Source organism: Acinetobacter sp. 1542444, from assembly GCF_000581835.1.
In the GTDB taxonomy this organism is placed as follows: Bacteria; Pseudomonadota; Gammaproteobacteria; order Pseudomonadales; family Moraxellaceae; genus Acinetobacter; species Acinetobacter pittii.
Genome location: NZ_JEYA01000007.1, coordinates 20330 through 37150 on the forward strand (window position 1 = coordinate 20330; position 16821 = coordinate 37150).

At 39.5% G+C, this 16821-nt stretch carries 18 protein-coding genes; 6 read left to right on the forward strand and 12 right to left on the reverse strand.

Annotation, left to right across the window (positions count from 1 at the left end):
- Nucleotides 1-14: 14 nt before the first annotated feature.
- From atpB to J580_RS20600, 3 genes are all read right to left on the reverse strand, one after another.
- Entirely contained in the window at nucleotides 15-890 is an 876-nt protein-coding gene (atpB, locus tag J580_RS20590) for a F0F1 ATP synthase subunit A (RefSeq protein ID WP_002114072.1), read from the reverse strand.
- A 104-nt stretch (nucleotides 891-994) separates the two neighbouring features.
- Entirely contained in the window at nucleotides 995-1393 is a 399-nt protein-coding gene (locus tag J580_RS20595) for an ATP synthase subunit I (RefSeq protein ID WP_005072004.1), read from the reverse strand.
- Between the two features lie 170 nt (nucleotides 1394-1563).
- Nucleotides 1564-2403: a metal ABC transporter solute-binding protein, Zn/Mn family gene (locus tag J580_RS20600; RefSeq protein ID WP_002114115.1), complete on the reverse strand. Its 840-nt coding sequence runs from the start codon at nucleotides 2401-2403 to the stop codon at nucleotides 1564-1566.
- Between the two features lie 127 nt (nucleotides 2404-2530).
- On the opposite strand from J580_RS20600, the gene J580_RS20605 reads away from it, so the two are divergent.
- From J580_RS20605 to znuB, 3 genes are read left to right on the forward strand one after another with little or no spacing between them, the layout of a single operon-like run.
- The gene (locus tag J580_RS20605) at nucleotides 2531-3028 is read left to right on the forward strand and encodes a transcriptional repressor (RefSeq protein WP_002114130.1); all 498 of its coding nucleotides are present in this window, start codon (nucleotides 2531-2533) and stop codon (nucleotides 3026-3028) included.
- Nucleotides 3001-3789 carry a zinc ABC transporter ATP-binding protein ZnuC gene (znuC, locus tag J580_RS20610; RefSeq protein WP_014208124.1) on the forward strand — a complete coding sequence of 263 codons (789 nt, stop codon included), beginning with the start codon at nucleotides 3001-3003 and terminating at the stop codon, nucleotides 3787-3789. Before J580_RS20605 ends, znuC begins: the two co-directional genes overlap by 28 nt.
- Before the next feature lie 3 nt (nucleotides 3790-3792).
- A complete protein-coding gene (gene znuB / locus J580_RS20615) occupies nucleotides 3793-4602 on the forward strand; it encodes a zinc ABC transporter permease subunit ZnuB (protein WP_005071996.1) in 810 nt (269 codons plus the stop codon).
- 1 nt (nucleotide 4603) lies between these two features.
- On the opposite strand, the gene J580_RS20620 is transcribed toward znuB, so the two are convergent.
- A complete protein-coding gene (locus tag J580_RS20620) occupies nucleotides 4604-5230 on the reverse strand; it encodes a LysE family transporter (RefSeq protein WP_005071994.1) in 627 nt (208 codons plus the stop codon).
- Nucleotides 5231-5388: 158 nt separating this feature from the next.
- Between J580_RS20620 and J580_RS20625 the strand changes: the two genes are divergently transcribed.
- Nucleotides 5389-6309 carry a Dyp-type peroxidase gene (locus J580_RS20625; RefSeq protein WP_014208122.1) on the forward strand — a complete coding sequence of 307 codons (921 nt, stop codon included), beginning with the start codon at nucleotides 5389-5391 and terminating at the stop codon, nucleotides 6307-6309.
- 44 nt (nucleotides 6310-6353) lie between these two features.
- Here the strand turns inward: J580_RS20625 and J580_RS20630 are convergent, their stop codons facing one another.
- Nucleotides 6354-8051, reverse strand: a complete 1698-nt coding sequence (locus J580_RS20630) for an NAD-dependent malic enzyme (RefSeq protein ID WP_009387651.1) — start codon at nucleotides 8049-8051, stop codon at nucleotides 6354-6356.
- A gap of 494 nt (nucleotides 8052-8545) precedes the next feature.
- Between J580_RS20630 and argS the strand changes: the two genes are divergently transcribed.
- Nucleotides 8546-10336, forward strand: coding sequence for an arginine--tRNA ligase (gene argS, locus J580_RS20635; RefSeq protein ID WP_032005628.1), 1791 nt, complete (start codon nucleotides 8546-8548; stop codon nucleotides 10334-10336).
- Between the two features lie 157 nt (nucleotides 10337-10493).
- On the forward strand, nucleotides 10494-11108 hold the full coding sequence (locus J580_RS20640) for an SPOR domain-containing protein (RefSeq protein WP_005804763.1): 615 nt from the start codon (nucleotides 10494-10496) through the stop codon (nucleotides 11106-11108).
- A 39-nt stretch (nucleotides 11109-11147) separates the two neighbouring features.
- Here the strand turns inward: J580_RS20640 and J580_RS20645 are convergent, their stop codons facing one another.
- From J580_RS20645 to guaA, 7 genes are all read right to left on the reverse strand, one after another.
- On the reverse strand, nucleotides 11148-11816 hold the full coding sequence (locus J580_RS20645) for a glutathione S-transferase (RefSeq protein WP_032005630.1): 669 nt from the start codon (nucleotides 11814-11816) through the stop codon (nucleotides 11148-11150).
- 113 nt (nucleotides 11817-11929) lie between these two features.
- Nucleotides 11930-12337 (reverse strand): OsmC family protein, encoded by a 408-nt coding sequence (locus tag J580_RS20650; protein ID WP_002114081.1) that lies wholly within the window; start codon nucleotides 12335-12337, stop codon nucleotides 11930-11932.
- Nucleotides 12334-13281, reverse strand: coding sequence for a pirin family protein (locus J580_RS20655; protein WP_032005631.1), 948 nt, complete (start codon nucleotides 13279-13281; stop codon nucleotides 12334-12336). Before J580_RS20655 ends, J580_RS20650 begins: the two co-directional genes overlap by 4 nt.
- A 156-nt stretch (nucleotides 13282-13437) precedes the next feature.
- A complete protein-coding gene (locus tag J580_RS20660; RefSeq protein ID WP_002114086.1) occupies nucleotides 13438-13743 on the reverse strand; it encodes a DUF3861 domain-containing protein in 306 nt (101 codons plus the stop codon).
- Between the two features lie 60 nt (nucleotides 13744-13803).
- On the reverse strand, nucleotides 13804-14310 hold the full coding sequence (locus J580_RS20665) for a PadR family transcriptional regulator (RefSeq protein WP_014208116.1): 507 nt from the start codon (nucleotides 14308-14310) through the stop codon (nucleotides 13804-13806).
- A gap of 226 nt (nucleotides 14311-14536) precedes the next feature.
- On the reverse strand, nucleotides 14537-14881 hold the full coding sequence (locus J580_RS20670; RefSeq protein ID WP_032005633.1) for an SMI1/KNR4 family protein: 345 nt from the start codon (nucleotides 14879-14881) through the stop codon (nucleotides 14537-14539).
- Between the two features lie 172 nt (nucleotides 14882-15053).
- Nucleotides 15054-16622 carry a glutamine-hydrolyzing GMP synthase gene (gene guaA, locus J580_RS20675; protein ID WP_002114136.1) on the reverse strand — a complete coding sequence of 523 codons (1569 nt, stop codon included), beginning with the start codon at nucleotides 16620-16622 and terminating at the stop codon, nucleotides 15054-15056.
- Nucleotides 16623-16821: the final 199 nt, after the last annotated feature.

Consider the following 16821-nt stretch of genomic DNA (forward strand, 5'->3'; position numbering starts at 1 on the left):
GTTAGGCAATACCATTAATGTTTTTCGCTTGCCATGCTCAAGTAAACGATGGTAAGCATCATAAAGATGAATGCCTGCAACGTGATTACAAGAATGTGGAAGATCGCCCAAGGCACAGACAACGCCCATTGAATCCAGAACGGCAATAAAGCAATTAGGATAAAGATCAACTCACCGGCATACATGTTACCGAATAGTCGGAGAGCTAATGAAATCGGACGAGCAAGGAATGTTACCAATTCCAAAATCAAGTTCACTGGAATAAGCAACGCTTTTGCAACTGGATTACTTGGGTTAAATGGGTTAAGTGCCAACTCGCCAACGAAACCACCAACACCCTTTTCGCGGATGCTGTAGAACAAGATAAGTACAAATACAGATAAAGACATACCTAAAGTAATGTTTGGATCTGTAGATGGAACGATCTTGAAGTAAACGTGGTGAGGGTCCATACCAAATACGTTTGCACCTACAAACGCTGCAACTTGAGGAATCCAGTCAACTGGGATCAAGTCCATTAAGTTCATGAGGAAAATCCACACGAAAATAGTGAGTGCAAGCGGAGCGATTAAACGTGATTTGCCATGAAAAGTATCACGGACACTTGAGTCAACAAACTCAATGATCATTTCGATTGCTGACTGGAATTTAGTTGGAACACCTGCATTTGCAGCTTTCGCAACGATCCAGAACATCAAACAGAAAATCACACCAAGGCCAATTGACCAACCCATTGAATCCAAGTGAATTGCAGTGAACCCCATCGAATGAGCTTCTTCAGCAGTCTCAGCCAATTTCCATGTACCGTCTGGCATTTTGCCATAGGTCATATTGGTCAAGTGATGCTTGATATACTCTGTCGAAGTGAGGGCATGTTCTTCAGCAGCCATAAATCACACCTGGTCAATGTCAATTACTAAAAAGAAGGGAAACGAACATCGGCGTACTGTCGATATCTCGCCACCCTCCAAAAAATCTTCAATTCTTCTTGTTTCTACACCCGTTTTTGTAGACGTGACACCCAAAACGGAGCGACCCACGACATTGCCTGAACGAGAATAAAACCAAACAGCAATGCTAACGGTGATAAAGGTTTAACATTGCTCAAAATCAAAATAAATCCAACGATCATGATTGCAAATTTGCCTAACATGCCCCTATACATGTTAGACAGCACTTGTTTTGATGCTCGTGCACCTGCTGTTCTGAAGGATTGCCACGAAAAATAACCCGTAGCAAGCCAGCAGACCAACGCACCAAGTGCCGCACTTAATGCTGCTGTCATGTCTTTTATGCTCCACGCCACAAGTGCGGAAACAGGGATCATACATGCTTGTAAGAAGACCAAAGCTTTTGCTAATCGTCGGTCAATCAAGCGACTAGTTTGGCTCATTATTTATCCACTCACAGCATAAATGCTTGACAAGTTTAGCTGATGATCGCTTTTAATCGCAGGCATTATAGAGTTACACCCCTGAACATGCAATCTTTTCCCGACTTTAGTCGGGGTTTTTCATGACAGGTGGTGCTGACGCTACAGTCAGCCTTTGTTTACTTTTTATCTTACTTTTGCGTACTTAATACACATTTATCTGTTTTTATAGCCAGTTTCTTCCATGCAGTGACGAAATCATCCTCATTATTCATGCTCTCGTCTACTGGTTGAAAAGTAATGTTACCTAATTTTTGATATTGACTCTTAGTGGTAAAACTCTCTGCCAACAAACACATCTGATTTTTTGGTCGACTATCATTAAGATACTTAATTTGAGCTGCTGTTGGTGCAACGTGAGGATCATCTGTTAAAGCACCAGCGAACTTTAAGTTTAGTGAGCGTTCTAAATATTGATAGGCATCATGATATGCCCAATACGGTTTGCCATTACTTGAACTATCGTAAGCTTGTGCTGCCTGGAACATTTTACGAGCGAACACATTGGCGTTATTCCAATACTTTGCCTTATTTTCAGGGTGTTGCTGAGAGCGCAAAGCAGCAATAAAGAAACCAATTCGAACTGCATTGTTGGGCTCTAACCACACATGTGTATCTACCGTATTAGGTAAAGCTGCACCGCGTGTACTTCGCTGGGGTAAAACAGAAACAATGCCACTATCTAATAGTGCAATCGCCTTCTTATTATTACCTAATAATTTATTTAAGGGCGCTTCATGCGCTTTACCTAACCAAATCACCAAAGACGCATCATTAATTGCTTTACGATGCGCTGGGGTTAATTGTACGTCATGCCCAGTTTGTCCCTTTAATAAGAGTTGTGGTTCTTCAACCCCTTGAGTGACTTCTTTTGCAATCAGATAAATCGGGTGTGTAGAAACCACCAAACCCTGACTCCACCCTAACGTACTCAAAAGTGAGAACATACTGAAAACAAAAAAACGGAACATGACAGACCATCAATTTAAATTAGCTCGAAGCATGTTATAATATAACAAAGTTACAAAAATACCTAAGATTAATCGAATGAAGCATCGCTTCATGCTAATATTCCGTTAAAAATTCGAGGTTATCCTTATGAGTTCCTGCTCGCATGAACATCATGATTCTTTGCATGGTGTGCATGATCACCATAATGTCGCAAGCCGTTTAGCTGAAGCAGAAAGTTTATGTTCTGCGACTGGCGCACGCCTTACACCTTTGCGCAAAGAAGTTCTGGAACTCATTTTAAATGCATCAGGTCCAATGGGTGCCTATGACTTATTGGCACGTATAAAAAGTCAAACCGATCGCCCTGCTGCGCCTCCAACTGTATATAGAACTTTAGATTTCTTATTAGAAAAAGGCCTCATTCACCGCCTAACTTCTATTAATGCGTATATTCCTTGCTGCCACCCGCGTGAAGGCCATCAAGCAGCATTCCTGATTTGTACCGAATGTCATATGGTTAAAGAAGCTTCTTCTCAAGGCCTCACACACCAGCTTGACCAGCTTGCAGCTTCAGATGACTTCGTGGCTCAACACAGCATTATTGAAATTTCGGGGAAATGCCAACAGTGCCGCACAACTCCTTAAATCCTGTATTAATTCAGCTTGAGCAGGTTTCTGTTCATCGTGATGATCGGGATATATTAAAGAAAGTTGATTTTGCCCTACATCAAAATGAAATTGTGTCTTTAATTGGACCCAATGGTGCAGGCAAATCAACACTGATTAAAGTTCTACTCGGTATTCTTCAGCCAAGTAGCGGGCGTGTTATTAATCATAAAAAACTTAAAATGGCTTATGTGCCACAAAAGTTTAATCCTTCACACAGCCTTCCTTTACGTGTTCAGGACCTTCTTGATTTAGAAAAATGCAGCCCTGCCCTGCGTCAGGAAATTATTCAAGACACAGGTATTTCAAAGTTACAACAATCAAAAGTACAACAACTTTCCGGTGGTGAACGCCAACGAGTACTGTTGGCTCGCGCTCTACTTCGTCAGCCAGATATTTTAGTCCTTGATGAACCCATGCAAGGTCTAGATATTCAGTCAGAAGCGGAACTTTATGATTATGTTCGCAGCCTGCCAGAACGATATGGGTGTGCGATCTTAATTGTTTCTCATGACTTACAATGGGTGATGCAAGGAACACACCGTGTAGTGTGTTTAAATAAACATATTTGCTGTAGTGGACTACCCGAAAATATCCAACAACACCCTGAATATCAGGCAATATTTGGAACTCAAAGGGTTTTCTATCAACATCATCATGATCATTGCGCTCACGGTGATGCAGCACACCCCTGCCCTCATAATGACCGTCCTCACATTCACCCAGAACCGGAAGCTTAAGCCATGATGGAATGGTTACAATTATTGTTACCCGCATGGATTATGGGAACTCTGCTAGTATTTTTAACCGCACCCCTGGGTTGTTTAATGCTTTGGAGACGCATGTCTTTTTTTGCTGACACGATGGCGCACGGAACACTACTTGGGGTAGCTATTGCGGGAGCTTTAAGTCTTCCATTATGGCTTGGTGTTGCAGGTACAGCGGTTTTACTGGTAGGCGTTTTATGGGCTTTACATGACAACCGTTTACCCAATGATGCTCTGCTAGCCTTATGTTCAGCAACATTACTCTGTAGTGGCTTACTATTCATTCAACATGTTCCAAGTTTAAGACCAGAGCTTTTAAGTTATTTGTTTGGTGATTTACTTAGTATTGATTGGCCAGATCTTCCTGTTTTCACTTTAATTATTGCGATATCACTAGTAATTCTTTACCGTTTTTGGCAGCCACAAATACAGTTTGCAATTGATCCGGATATCGCAATTAGTGAAGGGGTGAATGCAAACTGGCAACGCCTTATTTTTATGCTGTTATTGGCTTTATTTACAGTTTTAGCTTTGCGTGCTGTAGGTTCTTTGCTAATGGGTGCATTACTCGTAATACCAGCTTTAAGCGCTCGCCTACTAGCAAACTCACCAAAGCAAATGGTTATTTGGGCATTCGTGTTAGCCCAGCTTGGTGTTAGTGTCGGTTTATGGTCAAGTGCAGCACTTAATATCTCTACAGGTCTTAGTATTGTTTTATGTATGGCATTAAGTTTTGCTGTTATTTTTATAACTCAAAAATTAAAAAATCAGACGCAGGCGGCCTAAGTTAGGACGCCTGATGAACTGTGCTCAATAATAAAGCCGCACAGCTAAACATCACAGCAAAGCCCCGATTTAAATATTTTTGCTGTCTAGGGGATCGAAGTAACCTTAAAACCTTGGATGCCAGCCCCGTATATCCAGCCATTACAATCAAATCGATCGTAATCATAGTGGCCGCCATAATTAGATATTGTATCCATTGAGGCTTACTTAAATCTAAGAACTGCGGTAAAACCGCCAATAAAAATACGATCGCTTTAGGATTGCTAATATTAACCACAAAACCATTTAATAGCAGAGCTAAAGCAGACTTATCTCTTTTTTCTTGTTGAATTTCTATATCTTTTACAGGTGCTGTCCACTGCAAATAGGCCAAATACAATAAATAAGCTACGCCAAACCACTTAACGGCCTGAAAAGCTAAAGGAGTTGTGGCAAATAAGACCCCAACACCTGCTGCCACCACCATAATTTGAAGCACCAAGGCAACTTGCAAACCGATTGCATTCCAGTAACCATGTCTAAAACCATAGTTTAGACCACTCGACATTGAGGCAATAGCTCCCGCACCCGGAGAGACACTAATGACCCAACAGGCCAACATATAGGCAAACCAAACTTGCAAAGACATAGTAAAAATAGACAATAAAAGTGGAATTATACTGTTTTATAAAACTATATTGATGAGAATTCAAACAATAAAATCAAGAAATAGACTACTAACCGCTCTTCGCATCAGGCACAATAATTAAAGCTCATACTAAATTATAATTGAGGAGATACCTTCCAATGACTGCTCAATCTGTCATTTTGCCGTTGCCATCAGATCATGCCCGATTTATTGTTCTTCGTTTAAAAGACTTATCAATTGATGAATTAAAAGAACAACTCGAAGCGTTGTTTGAAACACGCGACCGTCTCATTACTCAGCATTCAGACGCGCAAATTAAAACAGCAGTCGCTTTTGGTCCAGAACTTTGGAAGCAACTTTACAGTCAATCTCCTGCTGGCTTTAAACAACTTGAACCAGAAAACGGCGCATTCAACATGCCAGCTGTTCCCGCTGATGTCCTCATCCATATTGCTAGTATGCGTTCTGATATTTGTTTTGCATTAAGCCAAGCATTTTTTGAAGGTATTAAAGATAAAGTTGAAGTTCTTGATGAGCGTGTTTGCTTCCGTTATTTCGATGGTCGCGATATTACTGGCTTTATAGATGGTACTGAAAACCCTCAATTTCCAGATGACCGCGCGGAAACAGCCCTACTCCCAGAAAGTGCTGGAGTATTTGCAGATGGTAGTTTCATATTTGCACAGCGCTATGCACACGACTTAGAAAAATGGAAAAAACTAAAAGTTGATGCTCAAGAAAATGTCATGGGTCGTACTAAGCTTGAGTCAATTGAACTTGATGATGACGTTAAACCAGAAAATGCCCATGTTGCCCGTACTGTCGTTGAAGATGACGAAGGCGAAGAAATGGAGATCTTGCGTCATAGTCTGCCTTATGGCGACGGCCGAGGCGATCAAGGCTTATTCTTCATTGCTTATACTAAAGACCTGAGCATTATTGATGCCATGTTAAAGCGTATGTTTGGTACAAGTGGAGATGGTATCCATGACCGCTTATTGCATTTCGTGACACCACTTGATGGCGCATATTACTTTGCACCTAGCGAAGAATTGCTAGAAGAAGTTTTAGAAGACTAAAATAAAAAAGAGGAGCATAAGCTCCTCTTTTTACGTTCTCAACCTTAGAAAGGAATACGCTTATATTTGCGGTATTCAGGTTTCCAGAATGATTGATCAATTTTTTGCTGTAGTAAGTCATCACTAATCGTTACAGCCACGCCATCTGTCATGGCAGCTTTCGCAACTTCAAACGCAATAACCTTAGAAACTTGCTGAATTTCACCTAAAGGTGGCAATAAATCAGCTTGTGGATCTTTCAGTAATGGTGAGCAATTCGCTAAAGCACTACTTGAAGCCATTAACATATTTTCAGTTACGCGTTTAGCACCTGATGCCACCACCCCTAAGCCAATGCCAGGGAAAATGTACGAGTTATTACACTGAGAAATATTATAAAGCTTGCCGTGATGATTCACAGGAGCAAACGGACTACCTGTTGCAATTAACGCTCTACCTTCAGTCCACTCCACAATATCTGCTGGCACAGCTTCAACACGTGAAGTTGGGTTAGACAATGGCATGACAATTGGTCGTTCACAATTCGCTGCCATGGTTTTAATAATCTCTTCGGTGAACAGACCCGGTTGGCCAGAAACGCCAATTAACACTGTAGGCTTAGCATTTTTAACAACATCAAGGAGTGAAATCACTTCTTCAATATTGCCCCATTGATCAACCACCTCAGCTTTTTGCGCCAATTTGCGTTGGAAGTCCAATAGGTTTGGCTGATTTTCGGTAATCAAGCCAAAACGATCAACCATATAAACGCGTGCACGGGCTTCAGAATCAGTCAGCCCTTCAGCAACCATTTGTGCAACGATTTGCTCTGCAATACCACATCCCGCAGAGCCCGCGCCTAAGAAAGCAATTGTTTGATCTTTTAATTGCTTGCCTGCTGCACGACTTGCAGCAATCAAACTACCTACAGATACCGCTGCTGTTCCTTGAATATCATCGTTAAAACAACAAATTTTATCTCGATACTTTTCTAAAAGTGGCATCGCATTTTTTTGTGCGAAATCTTCAAACTGAATTAACGCTTTTGGCCAACGACGCTTCACAGCCTCAATCACCATATCAACAAATGCGTAATATTCATCGCCACTAATACGTGGCTGACGCCAACCCATATAGATCGGATCATTTAACAATTGTGGATTATTCGTCCCCACATCAATTGTGATTGGCAATGTATAGGCTGGGCTAATTCCACCACAAGCGGTGTAAAGTGAAAGTTTCCCAATAGGAATACCCATACCACCAATACCTTGGTCACCAAGACCTAAAATACGTTCACCATCAGTAATGACGATCACTTTTACATTATTTTTATTTACGTTTTGCAAAATATCATCAATCACATCACGATCTGGATATGAAATAAAAACACCACGATGACGACGATAGATATCGGAGAAACGCTGACATGCTTCACCCACTGTTGGGGTATAAATAATCGGCATCATTTCTTCAAGATGATTTTCGATTAAATGATAGAACAAGGTTTCGTTGGTATCTTGGATATTACGCAAATAGATATGTCGATTGATATCATCAGTAAAAGCGCAATATTGCTGATAAGAGCGCTGGCTCTGCTCTTCAATAGTTTCAATAATATGGGGGAGTAAACCGTGTAAGTTAAAGTTACTTCTTTCTTCTTCAGTGAAAGCCGAGCCTTTATTTAAGAGTGGTAACTCTAAAAGTGTAAAACCTGCATATGGAATATAAAGGGGATGTTTACTTGGGTGTCCTGATATCATTGCCTATCTCATTTTCCAGCTTAGAGTAGAGAAAAACACGTTTTGTATGGTCTCTAAAACTCTTTGTGCGTATAAGCTTAAGCCTAATTCGATCAAAATAGATATTTTAAACCATGATGTTAAAATTAAACACTATTTAGTTAAAACATGTTTAAAAATAAATAATAAAAATCAGTATCTTAATATTTTTATGATTTTAAAAATTTCTTTTATTTTCTCAACTTTAAAAGCCATAATTATATGATTTAGCGGCATCAGGTATTTCCTCAGGAAATAATATTAAATTAAACACGTAATTTACTCACAAAAACTGCCCAGAAGGCTTGTAATTCATTATTTTCAGAATAGTAAGGCGATTCATCAACCGACATTCATTTAAAAAATAATCATCAGTAATTTGCATAAAGAATTATTGGAATATTAAATCCCCTCCCCTAAGTCATCGGAAATTTGCTATATTTGACGTTTTTCTGCGACATCTATTTTCGATTGATATGAATACGGCAATACAAGCAGCTCTCGACCATGCAGTGCAAACTCTTCAACAAGAAGGGGTGCTTCCTTCCGACTGGAAAAACACAAGCAACTTAACACGCACCAAAGACCGAAGCCATGGCGACTTTGCTTCTAATATTGCCATGATCGGCTCGAAAGCTGCTGGTATGAAACCACGTGATTTAGCCGAGAAAGTTCTAGCTGCATTACCAGAAGTGGCAGATATCAGTAAAGCTGAAATCGCAGGACCTGGATTTATTAACTTCTTTTTAAATGCAGACCAGCGCTTTGCTATTCTTGATCAAATTCAAGCACAAAAAGAAATTTTTGGTCGTAGCCAAGCAAATGCAGCGAAAAAGATTCAAGTCGAATTTGTTTCTGCAAACCCTACGTCTAGCCTACACGTAGGTCATGGACGTGGTGCGGCATACGGTATGACTGTTGCTAATTTACTTGAAGCAACGGGTGCTAAAGTTGACCGTGAGTACTACGTGAATGATGCTGGCCGTCAAATGGATATTTTGGCGACTTCTACTTATTTACGTTATTTGGAACTACTTGGACAAAACCTTGTATTCCCTAAAAATGCTTATCAAGGCGATTACGTTAAAGAAATCGCACAAGGCATCATTGATAAAGATGGTGATGCTTACGTTCGTGAAGTTGCGAATGTTTATAAAGATGTACCAGAAGATGTGCAATATGCTGAAGAGCTAGATAGCGAAGGCAACAAAGTTGTGTTATCTGGTGATAAAGAAAAGCATATTGATGGCCTTATTGCCAACTCACAACAATTATTGGGTGAAGGTTACCGCGTATTCCATCAAGCCGCTCTTCACGCCATTTTAGATGATATTAAGGATGACCTTGCTGACTTTGGTGTAACGTTCAACCAATGGTTTAGTGAAGCATCTCTTAGTGCAAAAATTGATGAAGCTTTAGAAACACTTGATCAACGTGGTTTCCTTTATGAAAAAGATGGCAACATCTGGTTCAAGTCGACTGAATTTGGTGATGAAAAAGACCGTGTTGTTAAGCGTCGTAATGGCCAAACGACTTACTTTGCATCTGACATTGCATACCACTTAAATAAACTACAACGTGGTTATACTGACCTAATCGATATTTGGGGTTCTGACCACCATGGCTATATTTCTCGCGTAAAAGCGGCGATTGATGCAATGGGTTACGACTCTAAGAAATTGACTGTTCTTTTAGTTCAGTTCGTAAGTTTATGGCGTGGCGGCGAGATGGTTCAAATGTCTTCTCGTTCTGGGCAGTTCGTAACTTTACGTGACTTGCGTAAAGAAGTAGGCAATGACGCAGCTCGTTTCTACTACGTAATGCGTAAGAGTGAACAACACATCGACTTTGACCTTGACCTTGCTGTTTCACAAAGTAAAGACAATGCTGTGTACTATATTCAATATGCACACGCACGTATTTGTCGTATGTTAGAAAAAGCAGTAAGCACAGATTTACAATTCGATGTAAACGCTGCTCGTCCACATGCAACTCGCTTGTCTCTTGATGCAGAAACTGAGATTCTTGCTAAACTGGCTGCATACCCAGACGCGGTATTACGTGCTGCAAATGCATATGAACCTCATCAGGTTGGTAACTACTTAAAAGAGTTAGCTGCCCTGTTCCATGGTTGGTACAATGAACATAAAGTATTAAGCGATGATGCAGAGCTTACACAAGCCCGTTTATTGCTTTCAATCAATGTACAACAAGTACTTCGTAATGGTTTAGAATTACTTGGTGTATCTGCACCAGAATCTATGTAATAAATATATTGCATGACAGCAAATTAAAGGTCATGCAATATATAGTAAGCGGTGGTTTGTATAGTTAAAATATCAATACAAACCACTGTTTTTAGCATCGTAAGACGAGACTCAAACTCGAATTAAAAAACAATCAAAATACAGAGGAATAATCCACGTGTTTGGCAAAACGCAACGCGGTGTATCTGAAAGACCTAATAAGCCTAAAAAGCCCCTAATTCCCAAATGGTTAGGGACACTTGTCGCTATTTTGGCGGTCTTATGTATCGCTGTAATGCTTATGCTTTGGAAACCTTGGCAACCTGTTCCTGCGAAAAATCAGATTACTTCTGAACATTATCAAGAAGAAGATACTAATAAAGACTATCGCTTCTACGACCTATTGCCTCAACAACAGGTTACCCCTATTCCTGAACAAGCGATCCCTGAAAGTAAAAATCAAGGCACTGCTATGATCGTTGAGGCACCAAGTACCACTCAACCAGCTGCCTCTGAAAGTGTAGGAATTGACCCGAATCAGTCAGCTACAACTCCTCAGCAACCTACCTATATTTTACAAGTTCGTAGCTATAATGATCCTGATCAGGCTGATGCCCGCCGTGCAGAAATCATTTTAAATGGCTTATCTGCCGATGTAGTCAAAAGTACTGAAAACGGACAAACATGGTATCGCGTTATTTCTGGACCGTATGATACTCAAGACGCTGCCTTGGCTGCTCAGCAGACCTTACAACACAGTGGCATTGATTCTATCGTGATCAAACGCAAGTAAAATGAAAATAAAAAGGAACAAATATTTGTTCCTTTTCTTTTAAATATCAGCACAATTCCTTTCATTAGAACCAATTCCCTTTTGTCTCGCTTTTTGAAACGCAGGTCTTTGCTGAATACGGTGTAAAAAAGCTTGAATATGAGGGTATTTACCCTGTAAGCGAGATTGTAAAGCCTCTAAAGGAAAGCTCATTTGAATATCAGCAAATGAAAAATCACCTGCAAAATATTCATGCTCTGCCAAATAGTTTTCTAAAAAACTAATATGATCTTTCATGCGTGGGCGAACAAAATTTGCCTTCACCCCTTCTGTGATTTTTTTAGCTACTGGTTGAATTAACCATGGTACATGCTTGTTTACACTATTCATGACCAAAGTCATGACTAATAACGGCATAAGTGAACCTTCTGCATAGTGCATCCAGTAAATATACTGCTGTAAATCTTGTGTCTCTGTAGGTTTAAATTGTTGCTTCTGATCATAACGCTGCTGTAAATATTCTAAAATCACAGCAGATTCTGCGATGACTTGTTCATCATCAGTCAAAATCGGAGCTTTACCTAAAGGATGAATACATTTCAATGTTTCTGGAGCGGAATAGTTAGGTAGACGTTGATAATAATGAATATCATGATCTAAGCCCAACTCTTCTAAAGCCCATAGAATTCGAAACGATCGCGAACATTCCAGGTGGTGTACACTAATCATGTTATTGCCTGCTTTTATTTTTCTTTTTTACATAAAAAACAGCATGTGAACATGCTGTTTTATTCCATTTGTGGGATGGATATAAAATCATCCACCTCAACAAAATAGCATTTTTACGCTGTAACAAGCACAGTATGAATGTCTAAACTACGTAACAAAGTTTTAGTGACTGGGGTTTTACCGCATACCGCTAAGATTTTTTGTTGAAGCTCTTCGTTTGGTAAGTCTTTAAAAACAATACGACGTTCTATATGTTCTTCATGTTCTCTATTGGTATGAAAATCGATTTCAACCGAAAACTCACCAAAATCATAACCCTTATGCTTTGCGTACATTCTTAAAGTAATGAGCGTACACGCGGCTAAACTTCCAGTGAGCAAATCATATGGCGCCGGGCCTTGATCTTGCCCTTCTAGCTTCTCTGGCTCATCACAAAAATATTGGTGACGACCACTGGTGATTTCGCCCTTCCATTGTTCAGCAAGGGGCTTTGCTTTACTGCTTGCGATTACTGCTGTCATTTTGATGCTCTCATTTGATCTGGAAGAACAGGGGCTTCTAAACGTGCACCAACATAATCTGGAATTTCACCAAAACGTGCATCATGGTTAATCCATTGCTCACGGGCTTCTTTTAAATCATCCATTGTACGTGCAACAAAGTTCCACCATAGCAAAATTGGTGTTTCAAACGGTTCACCGCCAATCAAAAGGATACGATTGCCTTTTTTTACTTCAATCTCAATTTCACTAAGACCCGTATCTAATACCACCATATTGTCAGCAGTTAACTCATGGCCATTTACACGAGCACTACCCTCAAGCGCCATAAAACCATATTCATAATTAGGATTTAATGGAATGCGGGTTTTCGTATCTTCGGTAGCAATGAGGTCAACACCCACTAACGGCGTATGTACCAAGACTGGAGAAGTAGTTGCCAAATATTCACCCACAAGCACGGTAAACTCTAGACCGTCTTTCTCAACAACAGGCAGTTCAGGATAATGTTCAAATTTCGGATCCATGTTGCGCTTAGCATCTGGTAAGGCAATCCAGAGCTGAGCAGCGTGCATTTGAGTTTCTGTATCAGGTGCAACTTCTGTATGTGAAATTCCGTGACCTGCCGTCATTAAATTAACTTGTTTAGGTCGAATCAGTTGTTTTGAGCCTAGACTATCGGTATGCATCATGGTGCCTTCAATCATCCACGTGAAGGTTTGCAAACCAATATGAGGATGAGGACCAACATCTAAACCATCACCCGCCGGAAAAGTTACTGGGCCTGCATGATCTAAGAAACACCACGCACCAATCATTCGTTTTTGTCGGCTAGGTAAAGCCCGCTTAATGACTGTCCCCTGTCCAATTTCAGCAGAGCGAATTGGAAATTCCTGAATAAACTGATTGGCAAATTTTTCGCAATCCTTTGAATCAGAAATATCGTAATCATTATTATTGCTCATGATATTACTCTCTTTTACCTATGCTTTTGCAATGAGTCGTTATAATGATCTTAACAATACACTCATTATTCAATATAGTCTTTTAGTAATACACAGGGTGCTATGAATGAGACAATCATTTGTTAATTGCATAAAATTAAAGCTGCATTGAGCAGCTTAAGATGATTGAGTTTTAACGAGCTGTTTTAGGTTTTTCATAAATTGACCAAATTGTGGGAGAAACTCTTGAAATAGTGGGTGGTCACGGTTTTCAAGCATAACCTCACTAAAAAGTTTTAGCCCAACTCCAAAAGATTTTGTTGTTTCATCATCAAAAAAATCTGCTTTTTTTAAGCGTTCAACAATTTCAAAAATATCGTCATGATTTCCCGCATAGAACTCAAGGCGTTCAGTATAAGTAGAGGCCTCTCCTTTTGCATTTTTTAAGTGTTGTACCGTGACATGATATTGATGTTGTTTCATATATAAATTATCTCTTAAAAATTAATAACTTTGAAGAATTTCAACTTGTTTAGGGCCGATTTATAGGCGCCCAATAGCAACAGCAGCCTGATCAATTTTTTCGGCAATTTGATAAATCTGCTCTTGCTGTAAACCTGCCGAGTTCAACTTCAACCGTAAGGCTGTTTTTAGGTTTTCCATGGCACGATGAATTTCGATTAATTCATCATTACTGTAGATTTCTCGTCTTAAACGTAGTTTTTCTAATAGCTCGTTCAACTTGTCTTGTTGTTCAGTTAAGTAAGCTTTCCCAAATTCCGTGATTTGATATTGCTTACGCTCTACATCTAGCAAATTAATCAAATTCATTTCTTCAAGACTGGTTAATGTTGGATAAATTGTTCCTGCGCTTGGCGTATAGCCATTGCCTACCAAATCACTTATTTCTTTAATGATTTCATAGCCATGCTTTGGGCTTTGCTGAATAAGGTGGAGTACCAAAAGTTTCATGCGTCCAGCTTCAAAAAGTCTTCCACGGCGTCCCGAACGATGATGTTCAGCATGATGCTGTTCTGATTGTTGTTTCATCTTTTAAGATCCAAAATGATCAATTTATAATTATTAAGATATATCTTAATATATCTTTGATCAAGTAAAAGTAATAAGAGTTGTTCTATTGGTTTGATAGTTATCAAAATTAATTTTGAGCTTTAAAAGCTAAGTAATAAAAAAGAGTGCTTAAGCACTCTTAAAAATTATTCTCATCAAACCAACCTTGGTTCATTTATCCCATTTAAAATTCATTTGCCAAAAGCTAAATTTGGCATCCAGCTTTAAACCAGTTCATTAAGGAATCACTAATTTTACTCATGTCATTAGTATCCATGCTGCCTTGATCTACAGTAAAAACACCTGTTCCTAGAAATGGTATAAGAATTGATATTCCACCACTATCATCACCTATAGCTAAATAATCTCCAGCATACTTTTGCACTTCAAAAGTTTGATTTCTTTCAAAAACCTCATCAGAAGAATAAATAACTACGCCACTTTCAAATAAAAAACCATTTGAAAATTTTAATAATTCAAAATATATATCTGGTAGTTGTCTATGGAAATCTCTTTCAATTTTGGCTCTTATTTCATTTAATAGGGGCATAACCTTTAGACCTTAAAATTAGGTAAAACCAATCCAGCATATAAAATTATAAAATATTATATTCAACCCTCTATATACAGTTCCTTGAGCTAATAAATTTACTCTTATTAAAATCGTTAAGTAATAAAAAAGGACGCTAATGCGTCCTTTTTTAACAACAACTAGAGGAAAATTATTCCCACTCAATCGTTGCTGGTGGTTTAGATGACACGTCGTATACAACACGTGATACATCTTTAATTTCATTCATAATACGCGTTGAGATTTTATCAACCAATTCGTATGGTAAATGTGCAAAACGAGCTGTCATAAAGTCAACCGTTTCAACTGCACGAAGCGCAATTACCCATGCATAACGACGACCATCACCTACTACACCAACTGACTTAACAGGTTGGAATACGGCAAACGCTTGAGCAGTTTTATCATACCAACCGCTGTCACGAAGCTCTTGCATGAAGATGTCATCAGCAAGACGAAGAATATCAGCATATTCTTTCTTCACTTCACCCAAAATACGAACACCTAAACCAGGGCCCGGGAATGGATGACGGTAAATCATGCTATGTGGCAAACCAAGTGTAGTACCTAACTTACGAACTTCGTCTTTGAACAAGTCACGTAAAGGCTCTACCAATTCAAATGCTAAATCTTCTGGTAAACCACCCACGTTGTGGTGTGATTTAATTACGTGTGCTTTACCTTGTTTGCTTGCAGCAGATTCGATTACGTCTGGGTAAATCGTACCTTGTGCCAAGAATTTCACGCCATCAAGTTTACGTGCTTCTTCAGCAAATACCTCAATGAATTCACGGCCAATGATTTTACGTTTTTTCTCTGGATCAACTTCACCAGCCAATGCAGTTAAGAAACGTTGTTCAGCATCTGCACGAATAACACGGATACCCATGTTTTCAGCAAACATTTGCATCACTTGGTCACCTTCGTTTAAACGAAGTAAACCGTTATCAACAAATACACATGTTAACTGGTCGCCAATTGCTTTGTGTAAAAGCGCAGCAACGACAGATGAGTCAACACCACCTGAAAGGCCTAAAAGAACTTTTTCATTACCGATTTGTTCACGTAATTGTTCTACACGTAAATCGATGATGTGTTCAGGTGTCCAAAGGCCACCACATCCACAAATTTTATGAACGAAGTTTGCAAGTAACTCTTCACCTTTTGCCGTGTGTGTTACTTCTGGGTGGAATTGCACGCCATAGAAACGACGCGCTTCATCACTTACAGCAGCAACTGGACAGCTTGGTGTGCTTGCAGTAATGGTAAAGCCTTCTGGAATCTGGCTAACTTTGTCACCATGACTCATCCAAACATGAAGTTGGTTTTCACGGTCTTGTAAGTTACCAATCAGTTGGTCGCGTTTAACGATATCAACTTCGGCATAACCAAACTCATGTACAGTACCCGGCTCAACTTTACCGCCTAACTGTTCAGACATGGTTTGCAAGCCATAGCAAATACCCAATACTGGAACACCTAACTCAAACACTACTTGTGGTGCACGAGGGCTGCCTTCTTCATGCACACTCTCAGGTCCACCTGACAAAATAATGCCATTTGGCTTAAAAGCACGAATGTCTTCTTCAGACATATCAAAAGCATACATTTCAGAGTAAACACCAGCTTCACGTACACGACGTGCAATGAGCTGACTATATTGAGAGCCGAAATCCAGAATCAGGATACGATCTTCAGTAATTTGAGTATTGGTAGTCATGACAAACCACTAAATGGCAAAAGAATTAAGCGCGCCATTTTAACATTTTTCGCGCTTCGGCGCACCGCAAATCATCATATATCTTATTTTTTTCATATCAGAATCATTTCTATAATTGGATTGTTTGATATAAATCAAAATTTACTTATATTTATCAACTGTATGGGTTACGCTTAAAAACTCCATGTGTATTGATAAA

Bases quoted from the DNA above. Each gene is read 5' to 3' on its own strand.
- atpB (WP_002114072.1), bottom strand. From the start codon at position 890: ATGGCTGCTGAAGAACATGCCCTCACTTCGACAGAGTATATCAAGCAT.
- J580_RS20595 (WP_005072004.1), bottom strand. From the start codon at position 1,393: ATGAGCCAAACTAGTCGCTTGATTGACCGACGATTAGCAAAAGCTTTG.
- J580_RS20600 (WP_002114115.1), bottom strand. From the start codon at position 2,403: ATGTTCCGTTTTTTTGTTTTCAGTATGTTCTCACTTTTGAGTACGTTA.
- J580_RS20605 (WP_002114130.1), top strand. From the start codon at position 2,531: ATGAGTTCCTGCTCGCATGAACATCATGATTCTTTGCATGGTGTGCAT.
- znuC (WP_014208124.1), top strand. From the start codon at position 3,001: ATGCCAACAGTGCCGCACAACTCCTTAAATCCTGTATTAATTCAGCTT.
- znuB (WP_005071996.1), top strand. From the start codon at position 3,793: ATGATGGAATGGTTACAATTATTGTTACCCGCATGGATTATGGGAACT.
- J580_RS20620 (WP_005071994.1), bottom strand. From the start codon at position 5,230: ATGTCTTTGCAAGTTTGGTTTGCCTATATGTTGGCCTGTTGGGTCATT.
- J580_RS20625 (WP_014208122.1), top strand. From the start codon at position 5,389: ATGACTGCTCAATCTGTCATTTTGCCGTTGCCATCAGATCATGCCCGA.
- J580_RS20630 (WP_009387651.1), bottom strand. From the start codon at position 8,051: ATGATATCAGGACACCCAAGTAAACATCCCCTTTATATTCCATATGCA.
- argS (WP_032005628.1), top strand. From the start codon at position 8,546: ATGAATACGGCAATACAAGCAGCTCTCGACCATGCAGTGCAAACTCTT.
- J580_RS20645 (WP_032005630.1), bottom strand. From the start codon at position 11,816: ATGATTAGTGTACACCACCTGGAATGTTCGCGATCGTTTCGAATTCTA.
- J580_RS20650 (WP_002114081.1), bottom strand. From the start codon at position 12,337: ATGACAGCAGTAATCGCAAGCAGTAAAGCAAAGCCCCTTGCTGAACAA.
- J580_RS20655 (WP_032005631.1), bottom strand. From the start codon at position 13,281: ATGAGCAATAATAATGATTACGATATTTCTGATTCAAAGGATTGCGAA.
- J580_RS20660 (WP_002114086.1), bottom strand. From the start codon at position 13,743: ATGAAACAACATCAATATCATGTCACGGTACAACACTTAAAAAATGCA.
- J580_RS20665 (WP_014208116.1), bottom strand. From the start codon at position 14,310: ATGAAACAACAATCAGAACAGCATCATGCTGAACATCATCGTTCGGGA.
- J580_RS20670 (WP_032005633.1), bottom strand. From the start codon at position 14,881: ATGCCCCTATTAAATGAAATAAGAGCCAAAATTGAAAGAGATTTCCAT.
- guaA (WP_002114136.1), bottom strand. From the start codon at position 16,622: ATGACTACCAATACTCAAATTACTGAAGATCGTATCCTGATTCTGGAT.